The sequence below is a fragment of the Mycobacterium sp. 1165196.3 genome, from assembly GCF_001673415.1.
Taxonomy (GTDB): Bacteria; Actinomycetota; Actinomycetes; order Mycobacteriales; family Mycobacteriaceae; genus Mycobacterium; species Mycobacterium europaeum_A.
Genome location: NZ_LZLU01000016.1, coordinates 16631 through 41464, shown reverse-complemented (window position 1 = coordinate 41464; position 24834 = coordinate 16631). Strand labels below are relative to the sequence as shown.

Here is a 24834-nt window from a genome sequence, read left to right as displayed (position 1 = left end):
AAATCACGGCATGATGACGGTCCGGGTGACCGGTTCGGCGGCGGCCTGCCTGCTGGACAGGCCGCGCTTCAAGGACGCGAGCAACGCGTCGCGCGTCTCCCGGGGATCGATGAGTTCGTCGAAGCCCATGTGTTCGGCCGACCGGAAGGACGCCTCCAGCTCGGCGTTGCGCAGCTTGGCCGAGAGGTCCTCGCCGGCGTGTGACGCGCGGCTGAGCGCCGCGGCGCTCATGGCGCCCATCGTCGCCCCGGGATAGGCGAAGGTCGCGACCTGATGGTCGAAGCCCAACAGCGACATGACCATCGACCCGAACCCGTACGCCTTGCGCAGCGTCAGATGCAGCTTCAACGTGGTGGCGGCCGTCTGCGCGGCGAACATCCGTGCGCCGGCACGCAGCACGCCGCTGCGCTCGGAGCGGCTGCCGGGCAGCATGCCGGGATTGTCGGCGAGGAAGACGATGGGCAGGTGGAACGAGTCGGCCACCATGATGAAGTGCGCGGCCTTGTCGGCGGCGTCGGCGTCGATGGAGCCCGCCAGCACCTGAGGCTGGTTGGCCACCACCGCAACCGGGTGACCGCCGAGGTGGGCCAGCCCGCAGATGATCGCCTTGCCGTACTGCGGCTGCACCTCGAACCAGTCTGGGCTGTCGAAGATGACGTCGAGTACGGCGCGCATGTCGTAGACGCGGCGGTTGTCCCGCGACACGATGTCGAGCAACTCCGGCGTCTGCCGCGGCTCGGCGGCCTCGTCGGCGGGCAGCGGCGGCGGATAGGACCATGCGCTCGGCGGGAAGTAGGACAGATAGCGGCGGACGTCGTCGAGGACGGCCTCGTCGTCCTCGGCGACATTGTGGATCACGCCGCTCGGCAGGGCGACGGTCGGTCCACCGAGGTCCTCCTTCGAAATCTCTTCTCCGGTGGACTCTTTGACGACAGGCGGTCCGGCGGTAAAGATCGCTCCCTGCCTGCTCATGATCCGGAAGTCGCAGACCGGCGCCACCAGTGCGCCGTGCCCGGCCGAGGGGCCGAGTACGGCGGCGACGGTCGGGACTCGGCCCGAGCACTGCGCCTGGGCCAGCAGGTCGGTGGGGGTCCGGCCGTAATGGCCACCGGTGGGCCGGAAGCCGGCCCCCTCGAGCAGCATCACCAGCGGAATCTTGTCCCGGACCGCCAGTTCGGCGATGCGGTACCGCTTCGAGTTGCCACCGGGGCCGATGCTGCCCGCCATGGTGGTGAAATCCTCGGCCCCCAGCATCACTGGTGAGCCGTTGATCTCCCCGGAGCCGACAACCAGGCCGTCGGCCGCGATCTCGCCGCCGACCAGGGTGCCCAGCTCGCGGAACGTGCCCGGGTCGAGCAGGTAGTCGATGCGCGCACGGGCGTCGAGCTTGCCCTTGCCGCGATGCTTGTCCAGCCGCTCCGGCCCGCCCATGTCCCACGCCTGCCGGCGGCGCCGCTCGAGATCCTTGAGCGTTTCTCCCCAATCCTGGGCTTTCGCCATTCCTATGTCCTACCTCACGGAGATTCGTCGCGCGACCAGTCCTTTGGTGGCGACCCGCCGCGCCCGGCTACGCCGCGCTTGCGATCGCCACGTTGCAGGGTCACATACTGGATTGCTTACTGTAAAGTTACCCGCATGTCTGACGCCGCTCGTCGGGAGGTCGACCAGGCGTCCCAAATCGAGGAGTCTCACCAGTGAGTGCAACGACGATGGACGAGGCCGCGAAGCTCTTGGCGGACCCGTTGGCGTACACCGACGAGCGGCGGCTGCATGCCGCGCTGACGCACTTGCGCGCCAACGCCCCGGTGTCGTGGGTAGAGGTCCCGAATTACCGGCCGTTCTGGGCGATCACCAAACACGCCGACATCATGGATATCGAACGCGAAAACATGCTCTTCACCAACTGGCCCCGGCCGGTGCTGACCACCGCCGAAGGTGACGAGATGCAGGCGGCCGCCGGGGTGCGGACGCTGATTCACCTGGACGACCCGCAGCACCGGGTGGTGCGCGCGATCGGCTCCGACTGGTTTCGCCCAAAGGCGATGCGGGCGTTGAAGGTTCGGGTGGACGAACTAGCCAAGACCTATGTCGACAAGATGATGGCGGTCGGCCCAGAATGCGACTTCGTGCAGGAGGTCGCGGTCAACTACCCGCTCTACGTCATCATGTCGCTGCTGGGGCTGCCCGAGGCCGATTTCCCGCGGATGCTCAAGCTGACCCAGGAGTTGTTCGGCAGTGACGACTCCGAATTCAAACGCGGGAGCACCAACGAGGATCAGCTGCCGGCGCTGTTCGACATGTTCCAGTACTTCAACGGGGTGACGGCGTCTCGTCGTGAGCACCCGACCGAGGACCTGGCGTCGGCGATCGCGAATGCCCGGGTCGACGGCGAACCGTTGTCGGACATCGACACGGTGTCCTACTACCTGATCGTGGCCACCGCGGGCCACGACACCACCAGCGCGACCATTTCCGGTGGGCTGCACGCCCTTATCGAGAACCCCGATCAATGCCGGCGCCTGCGCGACAACCTGGACCTGATGCCGCTGGCCACCGAGGAGATGATCCGCTGGGTGACACCGGTCAAGGAATTCATGCGGACCGCCGCCAAAGACACCACCGTGCGGGGAGCGCCCATCGCCGCGGGCGATTCGGTGCTGCTGTCCTATGTTTCGGCCAATCGTGACGAGGACGTCTTCAGCGATCCGTTCCGCTTCGACGTCGGTCGCGACCCCAACAAGCACCTTGCCTTCGGTTACGGTGTGCACTTCTGCATGGGTGCGGCGCTGGCCCGCATGGAGGTCAACAGTTTCTTCTCCGAGTTGCTGCCCCGCCTGGAATCCATTGAACTGACCGGTGATCCGGAATTGGTCGCCACCACCTTCGTGGGCGGCCTCAAACACCTTCCGGTGCGCTACTCGCTGACCTGAGCGCGGCCGCGCCGTTGCGGCGGGGTCCTCGCTACACTCCGGTGTGGAGGTCTCGCAATGACGCGCAGGACGATTGTCATCACCGGCGCCAGCGACGGCATCGGCGCAGCCGCGGCCCGTCGCCTCAGCCGCACCGGCGACCAGATCGTCGTGGTGGGCCGCTCCCCAACCAAGACCGCCGCGGTGGCCGCCGAATTGGACGCGGACTACTTCGTCGTCGATTACGCCGACCTGTCCCAGGTCCGGGCACTGGCGGAAAAGATTCGTTCGCAATACCCGCGCATCGACGTGTTGCTCAACAATGCGGGCAGGATGGCCAGCAAGATCGAGCTGACCGCCGACGGTTACGAACGCACCTATCAGGTCAACTACCTGGCGCCGTTCCTGCTGACCACCCAATTGCTGGATGTGCTGCTGCAGTCGCACGCCACGATCGTCAACACCACCAGCTCGTCGCACAAGCTGATTTTCCGGGCCACCGTCGACGACCTCGAGAACACCGCCAGCCGTCGGCCGGCCGCTGCCTACGCGTTGTCGAAGTTGGCAATCATGTTGTTCACCAAGGAATTACACCGGCGCTACCATGCCGGCGGACTTTCCGTCGCGAGCGTGCATCCCGGCAACGTCAACTCCAACATCGGTGTCGCGTCGGGTTCGCGATTCCTGGTCTTCATGCAGCGGTACACCCCGGCGGCGCTGTTCATCTCGACCTCGGACCAGGGCGCCGACCAGTTGGTGCGGCTGGCGTCGAGCACGCCCGGTTCTGAGTGGACACCCGGCGCGTACTACGCCAAGCGCAAGGTCGCCAACACCAGCCGTCTGGCAGAGGACCCGCGATTGGCCGCCGAACTGTGGGAGCGCACCGCGTTCAGGGTCGGCTGACGGCTCCGTCGGGGTGATCTTCGATACTCCGTAGTATCTAACCGATACCGAACGGTATGCTGCTGCACATGTCACCTGTCAAGCCGCTTCGCAGCCGCCCCACCCGGGGTGAGGTTCGCGACCGGATCCTGGACGCGGCGTCGAAGGTTTTCGCCGCCGAAGGGTTCGCCGGTGCCACCATCGACGCCATCGGCCAAGCCGCGGGCTTCACCAAGGGTGCGGTGTATTCGAATTTCGAATCCAAGGACGAGCTGTTCCTGGCCCTGCTCGACCGCGAGTTCGAGCTGCGCGGCGAGCAGATCGCGATTGCGCTGGGCCGCAGCGACGGCGACCGCGCCGCGGCCGCGCGAGAGGTGAGCCGATCGGTGCTCGACTCGGTCCGCGACCATTCCGACTACTACGTACTGCTCGTCGAGTACTGGTTGCGCGCCCAGCGCGATCCACAGCTACGGGAACGCCTGATCGGGCGCCGCCGCGCCGCGGCCGACCAGGCACTGCACATCGTCGAATCGACCGACACCGTGCCGGGCGACCGGCGACTGACCGACGTAGCCCAGCTCGTCGTCACGATCAACCTGGGGGTCGCGATGGAAGAGGTGTTGCGTCCGGGAACCATCAACCCCGATCTGCTCGCGCAATTGATCACCGCACTGCTGGAATCGATTCCGGTTTAAAGGGTATTAGGGAAAGCCACACCATGGATGCCAAGGACGAACCGGACGACATCGCACCGGTCATCACCGCCACCGGATTGGGGGTCGACGGTGAGCACGGGCCGTTGTTCTCGGGGGTCGACCTGACCCTGACGCCGGGTTTTCACGCGATCCAGATGCCCGGCGGGCACGGGCAGACCACCCTGCTGCTGACACTCGCGGGGCGTTTCAAGCCGAGCCACGGCACGCTCACCGTCCTCGGCGAGACAACCCCGCGCGCGATTCGCCGGCAGTGCTCCATCGCGGCCTTCGATGACATCGATGACCTGGAGGATTCGGTGACCGTGGGGACAGTGCTCGCCGAGCAGCGCCGGTGGCTGGCGCCGTGGTATTCATCGGTGCCGCTGCAATCGGGTCCGGCCGAGCTCACCGAGGTCTTCGGCGAGATGGCCCCGCCGTCGAACGACACCTACATCGTCGAACTGTCAGACCTCGAACTGTTCTTGCTGCGAATCACGCTGGCGTTGCTGTCGAACCGTCCGATCCTGGTGGTCGGCGACCTCGAACAGGTTCGGGACAATTCCCGGCGAACGATCGCCGCCGACCGGCTCGGCGTGATCGCGAGACAGCGCACCGTCGTCGTCGGGGTGACCAACCCGCTCGGCACGGACGCACCCGACCACGAACTACACGATCACCGCATCCTGACCGGAGAGGGCTGAAAGATGCTGGCTGGACTCGCCTTTGGCTCAGAGATCAAACGCTTCGGCCGTAGCCGATTGACGCGCGTGGCCATCGTCGTACTGATGCTGTTACCCCTGGTGTACGGGGCGCTTTACCTCTGGGCGTTCTGGGATCCGTTCGGCCACACCAACAAGATGCCGGTGGCGCTGGTCAACTCCGACCGTGGCGCCGTCGTGTCCGGGCAGCAGTTCAACGCCGGCGCGGAGATCGCCAAGAGCCTGACCGCGGACGGCGGCCTGGACTGGCACGTCGTGGACTTAGCCGAGGCGCGCAACGGAGTCGACCACGGTAAGTACTACTTCATGGTCGAGCTGCCGCCGGACTTCAGCGCGGCGATCGCGTCGCCGGTGACCGGGCAACCGAAGAAGGCCAACCTGATCGCCGTCTACAACGACGCCAACAACTACATCTCGACGAGTATCGGCCGTACCGCCATCGGCCAGGTACTCAACGCCGTATCCAGCCGGATCTCGGGACAGGCCGTCAATCAGATGTTGTCGGTGGTGGTTTCGTCGGGATCGGGTATCAAGCAGGCCGCGGACGGGGCGGCCCGACTCGATGACGGTGCCGGTCAGCTGGTAGCCGGCCTGGACAGCGCGCGGTCCGGCTCGGCGACGCTTGCCGCCGGTGCCAAGCAACTGTCAGACGGAATCAACCAGGCCACCGACCCGCTGCTCGCGGTGACCAAGGCGGTGTCCCAAATCGGTGGCAGCACGCAGCAATTGCAACAGGGTGCCACCGCGCTTGCGCAGGCCAACGATCAGCTCGGCACCATCGCCGCGGCGCAGGACGCCGCCGCGAGCTCGCTGTCATCGGTGATCGATCAGCTCTCCGCCCGACAGGATCCGCTGGCGAACAACCTGCGCGGCATCCAGGATCAGCTGCGGGGCCACCAGTTCACGCCCCAGATCCGCCAGCAGCTCACCGATGCGCAGAACGCGGCGATCGCCATGACATCGGGATTGCGCAACCCGGGCAGTCCGCTCGCGTCGGCTCTCGACCAGGTCGGCGGTAAGGGACAGGAGTTGACGAACAAGCTCACCCAACTGCGCGACGGGGCCCAGCAAGTCGCTACCGGTAACGCCGAATTGGCCGGCGGCATCGGCAAGCTCGACGACGGCGCGCGCCAGCTCAAAACGGGATCGGCCGAGCTGGCGACCAAACTCGCCGAGGGGGCCAAGCAGGTACCCAACTGGACAAGCCAGCAAAAGGATGCGGTCGCCGACACCATCGGCGGTCCGGTGCAACTCGAGGCTTCACATGAGAACGCCGCGCCCAACTTCGGCACCGGGATGGCTCCCTTCTTCCTGACGCTCGCGCTGTTCTTCGGCGCCTTGGTGCTGTGGATGGTGCTGCGGCCCTTGCAGACTCGCGCGATCGCCGCGGAGGTGCTCGCGATCCGCGTGGTGCTCGCCAGCTACCTGCCCGCCGCCGCGATCGCGGTATTCCAGGCCGCCATTCTCTACTGCGTGGTCCGGTTCGCTCTCGGTGTGCACGCGGTGCACCCGGCGGCCATGCTGGGGTTCATGATGCTGATTTCCGCCGCGTTCGTGGCCGCCACGCAAGCCATCAATGCGCTGGTTGGTCCGGCGGTGGGCCGGGTGCTGATCATGGCCCTGCTCATGTTGCAGCTCGTCAGCGCGGGCGGCTTGTACCCCGTGGAGACCACTTCGCGGCCGTTCCAGATCCTGCACCGCTTCGACCCGATGACCTACGGCGTGAACGGACTCCGGCAGCTGATACTCGGTGGTGTCGACGCCCGGCTATGGCAGGCGATCACGGTGCTGGCCGGGATAACGGCTGTCGCACTGGCGATCTCGTGCCTGTCGGCGCGCAGAGACCGGCTCTGGAATCTCAGCAGGCTGATTCCCGCGATCAAGATATAGCCGGCGTGGTTCAGCAGATCCCGAAATCGATGATGCCCCGCACGATTCTGCCGTTGAGCAAATCGTCGTAGGCGTCGTTGACCTCGTCGAGGCGATAGCGCTTGGTGATCATCTCGTCGAGCTGGAGCTGGCCCGTCTCATAAAGTTTGGCCAGCCTGGAGATGTCCGCCTTGGGGTTGCACGAGCCGAATATGGTGCCCGCCAACGTCTTGTTCATCAGGATGAAGTCCTGCAGGTCGATCTTGACCGACCGGGTCAACTGCGAGGTCATGCCGGTGAGCACGCAGGTGCCCCCCTTGCGGGTGAGCTTCACCGCGTCGCGTACGTCTGCCGGAGTGATCAGCGACGGCGAGACCACCACCGCGTCGGCCATCACTCCGTAGGTCAGGCCGCGCACCAGGTCCAGCGCCTCGTCGATCGTCGCCGCGGTGTGCGTGGCGCCGAACTGCAGCGCCGATTTCTGCTTGAAGTCCACCGGGTCGACGGCCACGATCTGGGCGGCGCCGTTGATCCGGGCGCCCTGGATCGCGCCCGTCCCGATCCCGCCGACACCGATCACCGCGACGGTGTCCCCGGCGCGCATGTTCGACCGGTTGGCGACGGAGCCGTAACCGGTTGGGATGGCACAGGACAGCAGCGCGCTCGACGTCAGCGGCAGGTGTTGCTCGATCTTCACCAGTGAATTCGTCGACACCACAGTGTGTTCGGCGAATGCGCCGATCTTGGCGATGTGGCCGAGGCTGCGGCCGTCGGCGGTGTGGTGGCGGAAGGTGCCGTCGGTCGGCATCCCCGGGATCATGGTGCCGATGCCGACATCGCAGAGGTATTCGATTCCGCTGGCGCACCAACGGCATTGGCCGCACACGGCGACGAACGACATCACCACGTGATCACCCGGCGCGAAGTCGGTGACGCCGGGGCCGACCTCACGCACGATGCCAGATCCCTCGTGACCGCCGATCGTCGGGAACATGGTCGGCAGCCCCATGGATCGCATCACCTCATTGGGCGCCGACATGTCGCCCTTGAGGATGTGGTCGTCGGAATGGCACAGGCCGGCGGCTGCCATCTGTACCAGGACCTCGCCGGCCTTGGGGGGATCGAGCTCGAATTCCTCGACGGACCACGGCCCGCCGACGTCGTGCAGGATCGCCGCGCGGCTTCTCATGTGGCGGGGGCGAACGTGACCGGAAGCTTGTTCGGCGACCGGAAGGTGAGCCCGACGATCCTGGATTCCTCGCCGGTTCCGTCGTCGGGCACGAACGCCAGCCGTTCGACGCGGTCGAACAGGCTGTTCAGCATGACGCGCGTTTCCAGCCGGGCCAGGTGCATGCCGAGGCACATGTGGATACCGCCGGCGAAGGCGATGTGGGACTGGCGCGGCCGGCGAATGTCGAAGGTGTTCGGATCGGTCCAGCGGCTCTCGTCGCGATTGGCCGAACCCATACACATGTCGATCTGCGCCTCGGCCGGGATTGTCTTGCCGCCGATTTCGACCTCTTCGGTCGTGGTGCGCATGACCATGGTCAGGGGCGTCTCGTACCGCAGGCCTTCCTCGATCGCCATCGGTATCAGCGACCGATCCTGATACACCATGGCCAGCTGTTCGGGATGGGTGAGTAACAGGTACAACAGATTGCCCGACGAGCGATAGGTGGTCTCCAAGCCGGCCGGCAACAACAACCGCAAGAAGGCGATGATGGCCTCGTCGGTGAGCTTTTCCCCGTCGATCTCGGCGGCAACCAGGTCGCCGATGATGTCATCGGTCAGCTTGCGCCGGCGCTGTTCGACTTGTTTGAGGAAGTAGTCGTAGAGCTCGGTGGCGGCGTTCAATCCCGCCACGATGTCGGTGGGGATCGAGATCAGGTCGAGGGACAGACGCCGGAACAGGTCGAGATCCTCGGCGGGCAGCCCGAGCAGCGTCGAGATGATTCTGGTGGGAAATTCGAAGGTCACCGCCTTCACCAAATCGGCGTGACCGTCGTTCTTGATTTCGTCGACGAGTTGGTCGCAGACCGGCCCGATGACCTTCGGCTCCCAGCGCTCCAGCGCCGTCGCGCGGAACGCTTTGGCCACCAGGTTGCGGTGGTCGTGGTGTTCCCTGCCGCCCATCGCCAGGATGGTGTGTCCCATCACCAGCCCGATCGTCTTGTCGTACGCGGCCGAGGTGAAGACGCGGTCGTCGCGAAAAGCTTGCGAGACACCGTCGTAACCGAACAGGACCCATTCGTCGTTGGGCCGCAGCTCTTCTGGCAACTGGCTGTTATCGCCCAGGGAACCGTGCCATACCGGGTCGGTGTGGCGCATGTGCTCAAAGAAGGGATAGGGGCTGGTTTCGCCGGTGAAATCCAATGCAGGTACGACGGGCTGACCGTTCGGGCCAGTGCTGAGCGTCATCAGCGCTCCTCCTGAGACAACCGATAAGGCCGTTCACGCGGACCAAAAGCGAGTGCCCGCGAAGTCCACGGCGGGTGGAACCGAGCGGAAAATAGCTATCATAGTATAGATAGCAACGTAGCCCAATGGCTCGGACGCTTTCCGTCGCACTGCGACGCCTGGCACGTTCCCCCGCGACGAGCACCGCGTGTGTCGACCCCCGAAAACGCGGGTCTACCTTGAAGATGGTTTCCGGTAAGGCCTACCTTCCGAAACCGCCGATGAGCCCGCCCGACGAGCCCGAAAAATGAGTGGACATGACACAGACGAATCTGGCCCGGCCACACGGCCTCACTCGCATCGATCCGGTGCTGCGCGACGCCGCCGTGGCGTTGGGTGCCTTCGAATTCCGCGCCGAGACGCTGCCGGCCGAGCGTGAACACGCCAACCTGCTGGCCACCCAGCGCGCCGCGTCGGCAGACACCACCGGCGTGTCCATCGACTCCCGATCCATCGCCGGCCCGGACGGTCAGCAACTGGAGCTGCGGTTGTATCGCGGCCACACCGAATCCGCCGCGCCAGTGGTGATCTACGCCCACGGCGGCGGGTTCGTCACCGGAAACCTGGAGACCGACCACGCGCACTGCGTGGAGCTCGCCCGTGACGGCGGCTGCCTGGTTGTTTCGGTCGACTACCGGCTCGCGCCGGAACATCCGTGCCCGGCGGCGCTCGACGACGTCGAAGCGGCCTTGCGCTACGCGGTCGACAACAGCGCGGAGCTGGATGCCGACGCCGCCCGCATCGCGGTAATGGGCCGCGACGCCGGTGCGGCGCTGGTCGCGGGACTGACCCAGCGCATGTTCGACCAGGAAGGTCCGGCGATTCTGATGCAGATCCTGCACCAGCCGATGCTCGATTCCGACGCCACGCCCTCACGTCGGGAATTCCAGCGGACCCCCGGCCTCAACGGTCCGGCGGTGAGCCGGGCGTGGAACCACTACCTCGGCCACGCCAGCGCCAACGGTCAGCACGTGCCGGCGCACCGCGCCAACCTCGAAGGCCTGCCGCCGACGTTCGTCAGCTGCTCCGAGATCGATCCCTGTCGCGACGAGGCCATCGACTACGCCAACCGGCTGTTGCACGCATACGTCCATACCGAATTGCATGTGATCGCCGCGACCTTCAACGGCTTCGACTCGATGGTGCCGGATTGGATTGTTTCCCAGGAGAATCGGGCGCTGCATGCGCAGGCCCTGCGCCGCGTGTTCGCCATGTAGCGCAGCCGCGCCCGGGTGATGCCGGGCGACGAGGCGGACTCACCGGAGGGCGTGCCCGTCCCCATTCATACCGACTGAGCTCCGGTATCTCTTACCGTATTGCGCGTTGCTAACATCAGAAACGCCAGCCAACCGAGGACCGATCGGGCGGATGATCAAACACTCAAACCGTTTCCGTTGCAGCCGCAGCGATCGAATGTCAAGAAGGATCCCCTCGGCACCATGACGACCCTCGACTCTCCGGAAAAGATTCTTTTCACCTCGACCACCCAGGCCTTTTTGGACAAGGAAGCGCCGCTGCGCCGGGTGCGGGAGCTGCACGCCGAGGGCACCTCGTTCGACCCCGCATGGTGGCGGCGCGCCGCGGAGCTCGGCTGGACCGCGCTGTTGGTCCCGGAGGAGTTGGGCGGCGGAAGCGTGTCGGGGAACGGCTTCGCCGACCTGGCCACGGTCGCCGAACAACTCGGGAAGACCGTGGCGCCAGGGCCGCTGTATCCGGTCAGCACCGTGCTCGCCGGCCTTGTCGAGTGCGCAAATTCCGGCGAGCACGCCGACACCATCGAGGCGCTGGTCTCCGGTGAAACCGTGGCGTCGTGGGCGGTGTGTGAGCCGGGGCAGGGTTGGGCACCGCTGAATCCCTCGGTGACGGCCACCGAGACCGACTCCGGTTACCGCATCGACGGCAGCAAGGACCGCGTCGAGGCGGGCGCCCAGAGTGTGGTGCTGCTCGTGGTGGCGCGCAGCGGCGCGCAGATCCGTCAGTTCCTGGTCCCGACGGACGCCCCTGGCGTCCGGATCGAACCCCAGCAGTCGGTCGATCTGGTCAAGCAATACGCCCGTGTGCACTTCGACGGGGTCGTGGTGCCGCACTCCGCGGCCGTCGGCACCGCCGACGAGGCGGCGGTGCTCGTCGAGCGACAGAGCCAGATCGCTCAGGTGCTGCAATGCGCCGAGGTGGTCGGCGCTCTGCAGACGGTGTTCGACTTCACCGTGCAGTGGGCACTCGACCGGCACACGTTCGGTCGTCCGCTGGCGTCCTACCAGGCCCTCAAACACAAGTTCGCCGACATGAAGCTCTGGCTGGAAGCCTGTCGCGCCACCACCTCGGCGGCCGTCGCCGACGTGGCGGCCCGCGCGCCGCAAGCGAACCTGTCGGCCAGCATCGCCAAGTCCTACGTGGGAGAGATGGCGGGCCAGATCGTCCAGGCCTGTGTGCAGATGCACGGTGGCATCGGTGTCACCTGGGAACACGACCTGCACCTGTACCTGCGTCGAATCACGTTGTACCGCAGCATGTTCGGCACGCCGGAGGAACACAATCTGCGCGTGTACGAGTTCGAGAAGGCGGGTCGTTCGGCGAAATGATGAAGACGAGATGACATCAACCGAGTCTGTTGCGCAGTTCGCCGCCCGGGCCAGGGCATGGCTCGCGGCCAACATGCCCGCCATCGACCGCGAGGCCCCACCGGCCGCGCTGCGTGACGACGAACGGTCGTGGTTGCGGGCCCGGGAACTGCAAAAGCGGTTGTACGACGGCGGGTTCGCCGGGATCTGCTTCCCCCGCGAGTACGGCGGCCTCGGGCTGGACTACGAATACCAAAAGGCCTTCGACGTCGAATCCCTCGACTACGAGATGCCGTTGATCCTCAACACCCCGACGTTCACCATCTGCTGCGCCACGCTGCTCGACACCGGCAGTGAAGACCAGAAGAAGCAGCACATCGCCGCCGCGCTGCGCGGCGAGGAGGTGCTGGTGCAGTTGTTGAGCGAACCCAGCGGCGGATCGGATCTGGCCGGCGTCCTCACCCGCGCCGAGCGCCGCGGCGATCGTTGGATCATCAACGGCGCCAAGACCTGGAGCACGAGTGCGTTCGCCGCCGATTACGGCCTGTGTCTGGCCCGCACCAATTGGGAGGTGCCCAAGCACGAGGGCCTGACGATGTTCCTGGTGCCCATCGCGCATCCGGGAATCACGTTGCGGCACATCACGATGCTCAGCGGTTCCAGCGAATTCTGCGAGGAGTTCCTCGACGGTGTCGACGTGGGAGACGACGCCGTCGTCGGCGAGGTCAACGGCGGCTGGGCGGTGGCCTCGCGGCAGCTCTATCACGAGCGCCGAGCGGTGGGGCAGGGGTCCGAGTTCGCCAGCGGCGGTGGCAGCGAGGGCGGCAACGCGATTCCGGTCGACTACGTGGCCCTTGCGGAGAAGACCGGACAGGCCGACGACGAACGCGTGCAGGAGATGGCCGGTCGCGCCCTGGTGCACCGCGCGGTGGCCGAGCAACTGATCGGTCACGTGTACCGCAGCGTCAGAGACGGCGCGCTGCCGCCGGCCGCCGGGACGCTCATCCGGCTGTTTCACTCCGAGACCACGACGACCGATGTCGACACGGCGCTGGCGATCGCGGGAAGTGCCGGAGTCGTCGGGGAACCGGGCGCCGGACTCGAAACGGGTCTGCGCTATTTGTCCCGGCAGACCGTCGCCATCGGCGGCGGCACCACCGAGATGGCCCGCAACGTCATCGGCGAGCGGGTGCTGGGCTTCCCGCGGGAATACGCCGCCGACCGCGGGGTGCCGTTCAACCAGGTGCGGCACGGCGACAGGGCCGACCGGGCTTAACCCTCGGCGACGAGGTTCTCGGCGAGGCCGCTCACCACCGGGATCTGGACCAGTGACAAGACATGGTGTGCCGGGCTGCCCGGCGGGGCCACCAACACGTATTCACTGCCTTGCCGCTGGGCCCGCCCGCGGGCGGCGGCCAGTGCGCTGACGCCCGCCGATCCCAGGTGGGTGACGGCACTGAGGTCGACCGTCAATGGTGCGACGCCGGAACGGCTTTCGACGGCGATCTGACGGTCCAGGATGGATGCGGTGTTCGAGTCGACGTCGCCGCTGACGACGATGCGGCCCGGTTCGCTGACCTCGGAGGCGAATTCCGCGTTGAACGTGCGCCGCTCGGCCGCCCGGCTGATCACGGAATCGGTGACGAAACTCGCCGGTCGCGAGAGTCGGTGCGTCAGACTGGCGGTCGTTCCCTCGGCTCCGTGGCGGACGTGCGCCTCCGACACCAGGGCCTCGGCCATGGCGAGGCCGCGACCACGCCCCGTCTCGCCCTCGCGGTGATCCTTCCACCGGCCGCGGTCGCTCACCGAGGCGTGCAGGCTGCCATCGCCGGACAGCGTCGCCTCCACCACAACGCCGTCGGTGACCTCGGTCGCATACCCGTGCTCGACCGCGTTTTCGACGAACTCCGAGATCGCGTGCACCACATCGGAGATGTCGTCCGCGTCGGCGCCCACCTCCGACAACCATTGGCGCAGGCGGGTGCGTACCATGCGCGCCGCACGGATCGTCGCGTCCAGTGTCAGGTGCAGCGGCGCGGGCGGCGTCCGGCGTTGTGCCGCAAGGAGTGTCACGTCGTCGCTGTAGCCGGTCGACCGCAGCAGCAATTCCAGTGTCTCCGAACAGATGCGGTCGATTGCCCGTTGCGAGGATTCGATGACGAACCCGCGTTGTCCGCCGGCGATGTTCGCGGCCAGCTCGGCGAATTCGGCGGTGCTGGCGCCCAGTGGCCGGCCGGGTCTTTCGATCAAACCGTCGGTATAGAGCAGGATCGAGTCGCCCACGTCGAGGAATTCGGTGCGCACCGGAAAACCGGTGCCGCTGCCGAGGGGTCCCGCGCCCGACGGCTCGAGATAGCGCGCGGTGGCGTCCGCCGTCACCAGCAGCGGCGGCGGGTGTCCCGCGGTGCAGTACCGGAATTCGCCGGCGGCGAAGTCCAGGGAGCCGACGCAGATTGTGGCCGTGTTGGATCCGGGGACGTGCTTGCGGAATCGGTCGACGGCCTCGAGCGCTTCGGCGATCGGATATCCCGCGACGACCTGCATCCGCAGCGCGGTGCGCAGTTGCGACATCGCCGCGGCCGCTTTGACGCCATGGCCGACGACGTCACCGACGACGAGCACCAGCCGGTCGCCGAGGGGTATCGCGTCGAACCAGTCGCCGCCGGCCGCGGTGTCCTCCGCGGCGACGAGGTACTGTGCGGTCACGTCTGCGCCGGGAGTGACGGGCACTGAGGGTGCCAGTAGTGCCTGCTGCATGACGGTGGCGGAATCGCGGACGTTGCGGTACCGCTCGGAGAGTTCCTCGAGGCGCGCTTCGTCGGCCATTCGCGTCTGCACGCGGCTGGTGACGTCGACGAAGGCAAGCTGCACGCCTTCGATCGAGCCGTCCTCCGCCCGGCGCGGCGTGACGATGAAGTCGAAGAAATGTTCCTGTGCCTGCCCCGCGCCGTCGAAGTCGGCCTGGACCCGCCATTCCGTGCCCGACTGTGGCTCGCCCGTTTGATATACCCGGTCGAACATGTGCAGGATTTCTTGGCTCTCCAGCTCGGGATAGATGTCGCGCACAAATAGCCCAATGGAGTCGATTGGCGGACTGAGTGTGCGGTACGCCGCGTTGACCGCGACAAATCGGTGGTCGGGCCCCTCGAGCCCGACCAACAGCGCGGGAACGTTCTCGAAGACGCGGCGCACGTCCTCTGCCGCACCGACAGTTCTGTCCCAGTCTTTTTCGGCCACCATCTGGCCGTCCTCCTAGCAGCCCCGAGCGGCCCGCCAACCAAGGGCCGACTCGAAAACCGGGTCAATGGGTTGACCCAATTTGCACACGTAGTTGTTCACATTAGCAATGGTTCTTGGCTGCGTAATGCAACGGTTTGGTTACCGCTGTGAATTGTGTCGGCTAATTCGGTTGGCAAATGCAATTGACGTCTGCGAAGATCGCGGCCCCTGACGCGTAAACGGCTCCGTTTGCGCCGGTTTGGCGCGGGTACCTCGCTGTCGTGGCCGATCTCGTTGCTCGACGCGCGACGGCGCTCTGGCGGCGCCTGCTGACGTCACCAGTGCTCACCTTGAACGGCTGGGTGGCATTCAACCTGCCCTGTGCGGTGACCGCGCTGGGCGGGGCGTTGCTGACGGGCCTGGTTGCGGTGCATGTCTACGTGCTGGCCAGCCGGCCGTACCTGCCCGGGTATTTCGCCGCGTACGTCGCCGCTTTGGCGGCCGCCTGCCTAATCGCCGCGAGCGCCATGCTGATCGGCATCAAACCCTCAGTGCCCCAAGGCGGTTGGTATTTCGGCAGCCTGATTTGCTCGGCCTTTCTCATCGTGTATGTCCTCACCCGGTGGATCGGCCCGCCGGGATTGGAAGCGGTGACCGCCCGATGGGACTTCGCGCCGGGAACGCTGGCGATGGTGTGCGCGGCGGCTTTCATCGCCGTGCACACGACCGTGCTGTCGGGCATCAACGTGGCCTATCCGCACAGCCAGCAGTGGTATGACTGACGGGGCCCGAGCATGACGACGTTGGACTATCCGGTATGGCTGCGCATCGATCATTGGCTGAACGTGCTTTTCGTGACGCTGATCCTGCGCAGTGGTCTCGAGATCCTGGCCACCCACCCGAAGTTGTACTGGCACGACGACAGCAAGCCGGGCTCGGAGTGGGCCCGCTTTACCCGGAAGTTCATGCCGCGGGACAGGATCTACGACACCCTTGACGAAGAAGAGGACTACAGCCCGTTCATCTCGCTGCCCGGCCGCGCGCAGCTGGGCGTGGGCCGCCACTGGCACTTCTTCGTGGTGATCGGCTGGATCCTGCTGGGCCTGTCGTACTACATCCTGTTGTTCGCCACCGGCCAATGGCACCGCTACTGGCCCTCGTCATGGTCGATTTTCCCCGAAGCGTGGGACGACATCGTCACGTATCTGTCGTTCAACCTTCCGCCGGTGCTGCCCGGCGAGCCGCTGGACGCCATGCAGAAGCTGACGTACGCGGGAGTCGTCTTCATCCTTGCGCCGTTTCAGATCCTGACCGGGGCCGCTCAGTCGCCGGCGATCGAGGCGCGGTTCCCGTGGTACGTGCAGATGTGGGGCGGTCGCCAATGGGCGCGCAGCTTGCACTTCTTGGGTCTGGTCGCCTTCCTGGTCTTCATCGCGATTCACCTGTCGATGATTTTCTTTTGGGGTTGGGGCCGGCTCACCGCGGCAATGATTTTCGGCGCCGTTCGCAACACCTACTGGTCGACCGCGATCTCACTGATGATCATTGCGGCGATCATCGGCATCCATGTGGCGGCCACGATTTGGAGCCTGCGCAACCCGCGGTCCGTGCAGCGGGTGCTGGGGGCGGTGGTCACCGCCACTCGTCGTCTGCTGTTGCGGCCGCTCAATTCACGACAGAACTATCCGGCCCACAAGATCTCAAAGCAACACCGCGTCAACGGAAAGCCGCCCACCAGCACGGAATATAAGGTGATGGCGGTGCACAACTTCGTGGACTGGCGACTGCGGGTCGGTGGACTGGTGGAAAACCCGGTGATCCTGGACCTGAGCGCGCTGCGGGCCCTCGCCGAGTCGGAAACCCAATGCGTGATGCACAATTGCGTCCAAGGTTGGACCAGCATCGGCCAGTGGACCGGAGTCCATCTGCGTCAGCTGGTGGACTTGGTGCGGCCGCTGCCCCAGGCGCGCTACGTCTGCTTCCTGACCATGCAGGACAACAGCACCGACGAGCCGGCGTCGCACGGCGGAGGCCAATTCTACGAGGTGCTTGACCTCGAGTTCGCCGACAAGCCGCAGACCCTGCTGGCGTACGAAATGAACGGCACGCCTTTGCCGATCCAGCACGGCGCGCCGTTGCGTCTGCGGGTGGAAACCCAAGTGGGATTCAAGATGGCCAAGTGGATCAATCAGATCGAGTTCGTCGAGGACTACGCCGGCATCGGCATGGGTACCGGAGGCTGGCGCGAAGACCGCGTGTACTACGACAAGGACGTGGAAATCTGAGATGACCGACACGGCGACCGAGGGGGTCGGGGTACGTCCCGAGCTGATCAGCTTGGATTCGGTGGCCCGACATCGCGTCCTGAAGCAAGTCACCGCCAAGGGCGGACATTGTGAAGCCTGCGGCGCAACGGATTTCGCCGTGGGCGACGCCCTCTACCTGGGTTACCTGTTTCTGAATGAGGACGCCGACGCCTACCTGGTCGCGCTGACCTGTCGCAATCCGGACTGCGCGAAGCCACGGACCGCGATCAGATTGTCCGACAAGGACTTTCTCACCTACGCGCCAGGCGCCACGGACGCTTCCAAGCATGACCCCCGCTAGCCTGGCCCTCGTTGGATCCGGGAAGCTTCGGCCGGGTCAGATCGAATCGCTCTATCAGAGGCGATAACTCGCGTAGCTGATCGCACAGCGAACCGAACCGCCGCTGATCGTCCTCGCCGAGTTGGCCCAGCGAACTGTAGTGCGCCACGCGCGGCAGCCGTCCCGCGAGGGCGGTGCCCCACCGGATGTTGAGGTCGTAGACCTCTTCATCGTCGACGTCGTCACGCTGTCCGAGTCGCTTGAGCGCGTCGATCTGCTCGGTGAGAAACGCGACGTCGTCGTCGATATTGACCGGCGTCCCATCGTGCGGTGCCACGCCTCGACGAGTACCCAACGTCGGCCCCGCTACACGGGGCCCGGCGAGCGGTCAGTTAAGCGACTACGCCGAGACCGGCTTCTTGGCGGGCGCCGAGACCTTCATGAGCTTCATCAGGTTGCCGCCCATGATCTTTGCCTTGTCCTCATCGCTGAACTCGGCGAGTTCGTCGACGAAGGTGATCGGGTCTTTGAGGCCCTCGGGGTGCGGCCAGTCGGATCCGAAGACCACCCGGTCGGTGCCGACCATGTTGACGATCTCGGTGAACCGGTCCTCCCAGAACGGGCTGACGTAGACGCAGCGCTTGAACGTCTCGATCGGGTCCTCGTTGAAGGCCTGCGGCATCTTCTTGTAGACGCCCTTGAGGCCCTTGAACAGGTTGGGCACCCAGTCGGCGCCGTTCTCGATGGACAGGATGCGCAGGTCGGGGTTGCGGGTCAGCGCGCCGTGACAGATCAGGGCGCCAAACGCGTCCTCGATGGGGCGGTGACCCATGGCCAGGCTGCGGAAGGCGGTCGGCTTGAAGGGCAGGAATTCGTCGCCGGGTTCCCAGATGTTGAGCAGCTCCGAGTAACCGCTGTCCGAGGCGTGCATGGAGACGGGGATTTCGGCGCGCACGCAGGCCTGCCAGAACGGGTCGAACTCTTCGAGGCCGAACGACCGGCTGCCGCGGTAACCGGGCACCGGCGCCGGGCGGACCAGCACCGTGCGCGCGCCGCGCTCGAGGCACCACTGAAGCTCCTCGAGCGCGCGGTCGACGATCGGCAACGTGATCACCGGGGTGGCGAAGATGCGGTCCTTATAGTTGAACGACCACTGCTCGTACATCCACTCGTTGAGCGCGTGGATGACGTCGTGGGTCATCTCCGGGTCGTCCTTCATGCGCTCTTCGACCAGGCTGGCCAGGGTCGGGAACATCAGCGCGAAGTCGATGCCGAGCTCGTCCATAACCTCCAGGCGCGCACTCGGTTCGCGGAAGGCGGGGATGGCCTTCATTGGCTCGCCGAGGATTTCGCGGTAGCTCTTGCCCTGTGAGCCGTTGCGGAAGTAGTCCTCCTGTGCGCCCGGGCGAGCCACCACTTCGAACGTCGGGTTCGGGATGTATTCGCTGATGTGCCCGCGCACCACGATCTTGGTGCGGCCGCGTACCTGGACGTAGTCGATGACGTTTTTGCGCTTTTCCGGCAGGAATTTGGTCAGCGCTTCCTGCGGCTCGTACATGTGGTTGTCCGCGTCGAAGACGGGGAAGGGCAGTTCCCGGGACGGCATGGCGATCTCCTAGCAGAAGTCTCAATTCTCACCTGTGGTAACGACGTTACCACTTGTGCGCAACAGGGTATAGCGGTTCAGCCGTCGGCTCGCAGCCCGCCCGTCGGGGTGTCGCCGTTGATGACGGCGAAATTCACGGTGGCCGTGGCGCGCAGTTCGTCGTCTCCGTCGCCGTAGATGTCGACCTGCATCACCATCGCCCGTCGTCCGGACCGCAGCATCGTGGGCACCGCGAAGGCCGCCCCCTGCCGGACCGGCCGCAGGTAGCGGATGAACAGATCCGCGGTGGTCATCGTGGTGCCCGGCTGCAGGTAGTCCAGCCCGAATTGTCCGCCCGCCACGTCCACGAGCGTGGCGATCAGGCCGCCCTGCAGCGCGCCGGAGGTGTTGACGACCGCGGGGCTGACCGGCATGGTCATGGCGAATTGGCCATTGCGGGTCGTGGGGCGCATGCCGATCTGGCCGAACAGCTCGGCGAGCGACGGGGCGGTCGACTCTTCGTCGGTGTCGCGGATGCCCAGGGCGCGGCTGCAGAAGTCGTACAGCTGGCCGGCGTCGACCGGCGTTCCGTTCAATTCCGAACCGAGCCAATGCAATCGCTGCGCACCCATCATCGTCTGCATGACGATGGCGGCCGCCGCGCCGACGTCCAATCCGGGGTTGAAGACCCCCTCGGTGATGCCTTGCCCGACGATGTCGCGAATCAGTCCGTGCAGGGGAGAGAGCACTCGGGCGTATTCGCGCGGCCGGGTCTCGGCCAGGTGCTGGTTGTAGAGCGTCAACGCGCGGTTGAGGCTGTCCTGGGTGCTCGATTCCGGCTGCTGGCTGAGTCGGTCGATCAACAGCTTCAGCGCCGAGGTGCTGTCCAGTCCCGTCGTCTCCGCGCGCCAGGTCTTGACCGATTGGGCGATGGTTCGGTCGAACAAAGCCAGCAGCAACTCGTCCTTGCTGCTGAAGTGTTGGTAGAAGGCGCGCAACGACGTCTTGGACCGTGCGACGACCTCCTGCACGGTGAAGTCGGTGCGTCCCGTTTCGCCCAGTATCGCCACGGCCGTCTTGATGAAGCGGTCGCCGCGCGTGATCTCGATGTCGTCGCCGGGGTCGGCCATGAGCGAGTGGTCCCCTTCCATTGCGCGCTGCTCGCGCCATGAGAATGAGGTTACCGCGCCTGGCAACCTATCCCTTGATCGAAGACGATGGCGGGTCTCGACAGCGAATTCTCAGGTGCTTGGCACCGCAGGAGCGAATAGCCGGCCGCCGGTGCGGGTACGCGCTCAGTGAACAGCTGTACTCGGCGAAGTGCGGCACTCAACGGGGGCGGTGAAACGCGACGGGGGTCGAGGTTCGACTCGCAAGTCGACCGCTCCTTGGAAAATCGACCGGCGCGCCGCGGTTGGCCGAGGGAGGAAAGGGTTCGGAGATGCCAGAGGTCCAACTTCACCACGAGGGACATCCGAAGTATCGACGGATGGTTCGATTCGACTGGTCGGACACCCCGCTGCACTGGGTGCCCGGCGACCCGTTCTCGACGCACATGATCAACGTGTTGCATCTTTTGCTGCCCGAGGGTGAGCGGCACTTCATCAAGGCGGTCCTCGAAGCGTCGTCGCTGGTCGATGATCCCGAGCTGGAGGCGGCGATCAAACCGTTCATTCAGCAGGAGTCCTGGCATGCATGGGCGCACCAGGTGGTGTTGGACCATCTGGCCGAGCAGGGCATCGATACCAAGCCGTACACCGACCGGCTCGGCAGGTTGTTGTCACTGACGTTGGGTGATCCGCCCAGGTGGTTTACGCCCGCGATGAAGCGGTGGTGGCTGTATCGACGCCTGGCCGATGTGGCGGCGCTCGAGCATTACACCGCGATGTTGGGCCAGTGGGTGCTGACGAACCGAGGCCTGGACTATGCGAAAGCCGACCCGATGATGCTCGACCTGCTGCGCTGGCATGGCGCCGAGGAGGTCGAGCACCGCTCGCTGGTGTACGACGTGTTCCAGCATGTCAGCGGCAACTACTGGATCAGGGCGTTCTCGATGTTCTTCACTACGCCGTTGTTCATCGCCTGGTGGGTCGCAGGTGCCCGCTACCTGATGGCCCAAGACCCCACGATCGACCAAAAGTGGCGTTGGCGCGACTGGTTGTGGGCCGCCCGCGAGTACCGGTTGCCAGGCCCGTGGAAGCTCATGGTGACAACGCCCGTCCGGTACCTGCGGCCCAGTCATCATCCCAACGATGAGGCGTCCACGCAGATGGCGGTCGACTACCTGAACTACTCGCCGGTGGCGAGAGCGGCTAAGGAGCGCGCGCGCTCGCAAGCGAAGTCGGGTGGTCCTGACAGTTCTCGAGGCACCGAAAGTTCCACCGGTGCGGCAAGAAAGGCCGAGGTCCGATGAAGGTTGTGGTGGATCTGGACACCTGCGATGGAAATGGCGTGTGCATGAGCATCTGCCACGAGGTGTTCGACGTGCGAGAGGACGGACTCCACGTGCTGCAGGAGCAACCGCCGGAGTCGTTGCGGGACAAGCTGATTGGGGCCGAGGTGTCGTGTCCCACTCGGGCGATCACGGTGCAGGACTGACCGATGCCCACAGATCAGCTCAGGCAGGTTGTCGTCGTCGGTGCGGGCGTTGCCGGGACGCGGGCGGCGGAGACCCTGCGACAAGAGGGGTATGACGGTGACTTGACCATTGTGGGCGCCGAACGCCAGGCCCCGTACCACCGGCCTCCGCTCTCGAAGAAGTTGCTCACCGGCGAGGTGCACAGGGCCGGCGTCGACCTCGCGCCCCAGTTCGAGCTCGATGCCCGCGTGCTGCGCGGAGCTTCGGCGCTCAAGCTGGACATGGCCGCGCGTACGGTTCACGTTCGCGACGAAGATCACGACCTCGCTGTGCAATTCGACGGACTGGTCATCGCCAGCGGCGCGGTGCCGCGCGAGTGGCCGGGCGGGCCGGTGCCCGACGGCGTGCTGACGTTGCGCACGGTGGAGGACTGCCTGGGGATCCGGGAAACACTCGGCGCGCGCCCGCGGGTGGCCGTGGTGGGCGGCGGCTTCATCGGCGCGGAGGTGGCCGCCAGTTGTCGATCCCTGGGCCTGGACGTGGTCCTCATCGAGAAGGCCGAAAACCCGCTGCTCGCCGCATTGGGCAAGGAGTTGGCGCCCTACTGGGCCCAATTGCACCGTGACCATGGCGTGGACCTGCGGGTCGGCGCGGGTGTCGACGCATTCGTCGGCAACGGGCGGGTCGAGGCGGTTCGGCTCAGCGACGGTTCGCAGGTGCCGGCCGATCTCGTCGTCATCGGCCTTGGCGTGGTTCCTGCGACCGAGTGGCTGGACGGCACGGGACTGCGGGTCGACGACGGAGTGGTCTGCGATGGCACGGGCGCGGTCCAAGGCGACGCCGCGGGCGTCCCGGTCGTCGCGGCCGGCGACGTCGCGCGCTGGTGGCATCCGCTCTACGAACGCCATCTGCGCACCGAGCACTGGGACGACGCCGGACGTCAGGGTGCGGCCGCCGCCCGGACCCTGCTGGCCGGCCGCGACCGCGCGGACACCTACGACGAGCTGCCCTACTTCTGGTCCGATCAATACGACGTCAAGGTCCAGATGCTCGGCGTACCAACAGGATACGATGCGCTGGAATTCGTCGAAGGCGATCCCGACTCGTGGGAATTCGTTGCCGCGTACGGCCGTAACGGCCACACCATCGCGGTGCTGGGAACGATCCCGGGTCGCGTGCATGCCTACCGCGGAGCGATCGAGAAGCGGGCCCAATTCCCGCCGTTGCCGCCGGACTAGCCGCCCCGGGCCGCGATCATCGCCGAGCGGTTGACCTTGGTCGCCGCGGTCCGGGGAATCGCATCGACGAACTCGACGGTCTTGGGCGCTTTGTAGGGGGCGAGGCGGTTCTTCGCGTACTCGATCACTTCCTGTTCGGTCAGTGGCGCGGCCCCGTCGGAGTCGGCGCGCTGAACCACGGCGTGCACCCGGCGCCCCCATTGCGGGTCGGCCAGGCCGATCACGACGACGTCGGCGATGCCGGGGTGGCCGGCGAGCGCCGACTCGACTTCGGCCGGAAAGACGTTGGCGCCGCCGCTGACGATCATGTCGACGCGGCGGTCGACGATGTAGAGGTAGCCGTCCTCGTCCAGGTGGCCGATGTCGCCGGCGGAGCGGAACCCGTCCTCGGTCGACGGCAGCGGCGGCGCTCCGCCCAGATAGCGGTATCCGGCGCTCATCGGCGCCCGCAGGTACACCTCACCGTCTTCGCCGGGACCCAGCGGTCGCTTGTCGGCGTCCAGAATCCGGATCTCGGTGTCCCGGAATCCGCGGCCCACACTGCCCGGGTGGGCTAGCCATTCGTCGCCGCGCAGCGCGGTGAGCCCGAGGTTTTCGGTCATGCCGTATGCCGTCACGATCTGCTCGGGACTGAGCAGATCGAACCAGGTGTGCAACAGCGACGGCGGCATCACCGCGGCGCCCTGCAGGATGAACACGATGCTGGACAGGTCTCGCTGCCGCACGTCGGGTCGGGCCGCGATGCGCGCCAGCATGGTGGGCGTGGCGGTGAAGTTGGTGATCCGGAACCGCTCGATGACATCGAGAACCAGTGCCGCATCGAACTTTTCGAGTATCACCAGATGGTCGCCACCCAGCATCATCAGGAAGGTGGCGAAGCCGTTGGTGTGATACATCGGCGCGGGCACCATGATGGTCTGCGGCTGGGCCACCGGTGTCCAGTTCGACAGGAACGGTTCGCCCTGTTGCGGGATCCACAGCGAGGGCGCCAGGTTGAGGATCACCTTGGGCACGCCGGTAGACCCGCTGCTGCAGATCCCGTTGGCGGTGGGGGAGACGGCGACCGGCAAGGCGCCATCGGGTTCGCCGGCCGCGTTAGCGTCGAGTTCCCAGCGGCTCTGTTCGTCGACGACCACGGCGGGGTTGATGACGTCGCGCACCCGGTCGCGTTCCCACTCGGGAAGATCCCAGTGCATGGGGACGGGCACCGCGCCGATCTTCCAGCATCCCAGCGTCGCCAGCACCAGATGCTGGGAGTTCGGAATGGCCAGTGCTACAAGTGAACCCGTTTGCGCGCCGCGGCCGGCCAGCGCACGACCCCACTGGTTGGCGCGGGCATCGAGTTCACCGAAGGTCAGCGAGGCCGCGCTGCCGTCGAGCGCGACGATCGTCACGGCCGAATCGTCGCGCCGTTCTTCGGCCAGCTGCCGCAGTTTTACCCCGAACGGGATGCCCTCAGCGAACGGATTGGGCGTCACCGCGGCGGCGGGGGATTGGCTCATCTGCGCCGCTCTCCTCCGCAAGCGGGCGGGGGTA

General features: G+C 66.0%; 22 protein-coding genes. 14 read left to right on the top strand and 8 right to left on the bottom strand.

Annotated features, from left to right (window positions below):
• Positions 1 to 3 precede the first annotated feature (3 nt).
• On the bottom strand, positions 4 to 1500 hold the full coding sequence (locus A5659_RS02040; protein WP_066866588.1) for an acyl-CoA carboxylase subunit beta: 1497 nt from the start codon (positions 1498 to 1500) through the stop codon (positions 4 to 6).
• Between the two features lie 209 nt (positions 1501 to 1709).
• Between A5659_RS02040 and A5659_RS02035 the strand changes: the two genes are divergently transcribed.
• Genes A5659_RS02035 through A5659_RS02015 form a run of 5 tightly spaced genes read left to right on the top strand, consistent with a single transcriptional unit; the run spans position 1710 to position 7095 of the window.
• Complete coding sequence (locus tag A5659_RS02035; RefSeq protein ID WP_067142005.1) at positions 1710 to 2930, top strand: cytochrome P450; 1221 nt, start codon at positions 1710 to 1712, stop codon at positions 2928 to 2930.
• Between the two features lie 57 nt (positions 2931 to 2987).
• Complete coding sequence (locus A5659_RS02030) at positions 2988 to 3812, top strand: SDR family NAD(P)-dependent oxidoreductase (RefSeq protein ID WP_067142755.1); 825 nt, start codon at positions 2988 to 2990, stop codon at positions 3810 to 3812.
• Between the two features lie 56 nt (positions 3813 to 3868).
• A complete protein-coding gene (locus tag A5659_RS02025; RefSeq protein ID WP_067142752.1) occupies positions 3869 to 4486 on the top strand; it encodes a TetR/AcrR family transcriptional regulator in 618 nt (205 codons plus the stop codon).
• A gap of 23 nt (positions 4487 to 4509) precedes the next feature.
• Complete coding sequence (locus A5659_RS02020; protein WP_066866593.1) at positions 4510 to 5187, top strand: hypothetical protein; 678 nt, start codon at positions 4510 to 4512, stop codon at positions 5185 to 5187.
• Between the two features lie 3 nt (positions 5188 to 5190).
• Positions 5191 to 7095: a YhgE/Pip domain-containing protein gene (locus tag A5659_RS02015; RefSeq protein ID WP_067179057.1), complete on the top strand. Its 1905-nt coding sequence runs from the start codon at positions 5191 to 5193 to the stop codon at positions 7093 to 7095.
• A gap of 10 nt (positions 7096 to 7105) precedes the next feature.
• Here A5659_RS02015 and A5659_RS02010 read toward each other — a convergent pair whose 3' ends face one another.
• Positions 7106 to 8263, bottom strand: a complete 1158-nt coding sequence (locus A5659_RS02010) for a Zn-dependent alcohol dehydrogenase (RefSeq protein WP_066866597.1) — start codon at positions 8261 to 8263, stop codon at positions 7106 to 7108.
• Entirely contained in the window at positions 8260 to 9492 is a 1233-nt protein-coding gene (locus A5659_RS02005) for a cytochrome P450 (protein WP_066866600.1), read from the bottom strand. Before A5659_RS02005 ends, A5659_RS02010 begins: the two co-directional genes overlap by 4 nt.
• A 296-nt stretch (positions 9493 to 9788) precedes the next feature.
• On the opposite strand from A5659_RS02005, the gene A5659_RS02000 reads away from it, so the two are divergent.
• The 3 genes from A5659_RS02000 to A5659_RS01990 all read left to right on the top strand — a co-directional run bounded on the left by A5659_RS02000 (position 9789) and on the right by A5659_RS01990 (position 13368).
• Positions 9789 to 10748: an alpha/beta hydrolase gene (locus A5659_RS02000; protein ID WP_066866601.1), complete on the top strand. Its 960-nt coding sequence runs from the start codon at positions 9789 to 9791 to the stop codon at positions 10746 to 10748.
• Positions 10749 to 10970: 222 nt separating this feature from the next.
• Entirely contained in the window at positions 10971 to 12113 is a 1143-nt protein-coding gene (locus A5659_RS01995; RefSeq protein ID WP_067179055.1) for an acyl-CoA dehydrogenase family protein, read from the top strand.
• Positions 12114 to 12123: 10 nt separating this feature from the next.
• Positions 12124 to 13368: an acyl-CoA dehydrogenase family protein gene (locus A5659_RS01990; RefSeq protein ID WP_067179053.1), complete on the top strand. Its 1245-nt coding sequence runs from the start codon at positions 12124 to 12126 to the stop codon at positions 13366 to 13368.
• Here A5659_RS01990 and A5659_RS01985 read toward each other — a convergent pair.
• Entirely contained in the window at positions 13365 to 15332 is a 1968-nt protein-coding gene (locus tag A5659_RS01985) for a SpoIIE family protein phosphatase (RefSeq protein ID WP_066877662.1), read from the bottom strand. The genes A5659_RS01990 and A5659_RS01985 overlap by 4 nt on opposite strands.
• Positions 15333 to 15592: 260 nt before the next feature.
• Here A5659_RS01985 and A5659_RS01980 point away from each other — a divergent pair, with 260 nt between their 5' ends.
• From A5659_RS01980 to A5659_RS01970, 3 genes are read left to right on the top strand one after another with little or no spacing between them, the layout of a single operon-like run.
• A complete protein-coding gene (locus tag A5659_RS01980) occupies positions 15593 to 16093 on the top strand; it encodes an oxidoreductase (RefSeq protein WP_067179051.1) in 501 nt (166 codons plus the stop codon).
• 12 nt (positions 16094 to 16105) lie between these two features.
• Entirely contained in the window at positions 16106 to 17596 is a 1491-nt protein-coding gene (locus A5659_RS01975) for a molybdopterin-dependent oxidoreductase (protein ID WP_067179048.1), read from the top strand.
• A gap of 1 nt (position 17597) precedes the next feature.
• Positions 17598 to 17918, top strand: coding sequence for a hypothetical protein (locus A5659_RS01970; protein WP_066866611.1), 321 nt, complete (start codon positions 17598 to 17600; stop codon positions 17916 to 17918).
• On the opposite strand, the gene A5659_RS01965 is transcribed toward A5659_RS01970, so the two are convergent.
• From A5659_RS01965 to A5659_RS01955, 3 genes are all read right to left on the bottom strand, one after another.
• Positions 17869 to 18234, bottom strand: coding sequence for a hypothetical protein (locus A5659_RS01965; RefSeq protein ID WP_066866614.1), 366 nt, complete (start codon positions 18232 to 18234; stop codon positions 17869 to 17871). The two genes, A5659_RS01970 and A5659_RS01965, sit on opposite strands and share 50 nt — an antisense overlap.
• Positions 18235 to 18297: 63 nt before the next feature.
• Positions 18298 to 19503, bottom strand: coding sequence for an amidohydrolase family protein (locus A5659_RS01960; protein WP_067179046.1), 1206 nt, complete (start codon positions 19501 to 19503; stop codon positions 18298 to 18300).
• A 77-nt stretch (positions 19504 to 19580) separates the two neighbouring features.
• Positions 19581 to 20612: a hotdog fold thioesterase gene (locus A5659_RS01955; protein WP_066866618.1), complete on the bottom strand. Its 1032-nt coding sequence runs from the start codon at positions 20610 to 20612 to the stop codon at positions 19581 to 19583.
• Positions 20613 to 20923: 311 nt separating this feature from the next.
• Here A5659_RS01955 and A5659_RS01950 point away from each other — a divergent pair, with 311 nt between their 5' ends.
• The 3 genes from A5659_RS01950 to A5659_RS01940 are packed head-to-tail and all read left to right on the top strand — an operon-like array spanning position 20924 to position 23298.
• Entirely contained in the window at positions 20924 to 21895 is a 972-nt protein-coding gene (locus tag A5659_RS01950) for a metal-dependent hydrolase (RefSeq protein WP_066866655.1), read from the top strand.
• A complete protein-coding gene (locus tag A5659_RS01945; protein ID WP_067142736.1) occupies positions 21892 to 22080 on the top strand; it encodes a ferredoxin in 189 nt (62 codons plus the stop codon). Before A5659_RS01950 ends, A5659_RS01945 begins: the two co-directional genes overlap by 4 nt.
• A gap of 3 nt (positions 22081 to 22083) precedes the next feature.
• Complete coding sequence (locus A5659_RS01940) at positions 22084 to 23298, top strand: NAD(P)/FAD-dependent oxidoreductase (protein WP_067142733.1); 1215 nt, start codon at positions 22084 to 22086, stop codon at positions 23296 to 23298.
• Here the strand turns inward: A5659_RS01940 and A5659_RS01935 are convergent.
• On the bottom strand, positions 23295 to 24800 hold the full coding sequence (locus tag A5659_RS01935; protein ID WP_067179044.1) for a class I adenylate-forming enzyme family protein: 1506 nt from the start codon (positions 24798 to 24800) through the stop codon (positions 23295 to 23297). The two genes, A5659_RS01940 and A5659_RS01935, sit on opposite strands and share 4 nt — an antisense overlap.
• Positions 24801 to 24834: the final 34 nt, after the last annotated feature.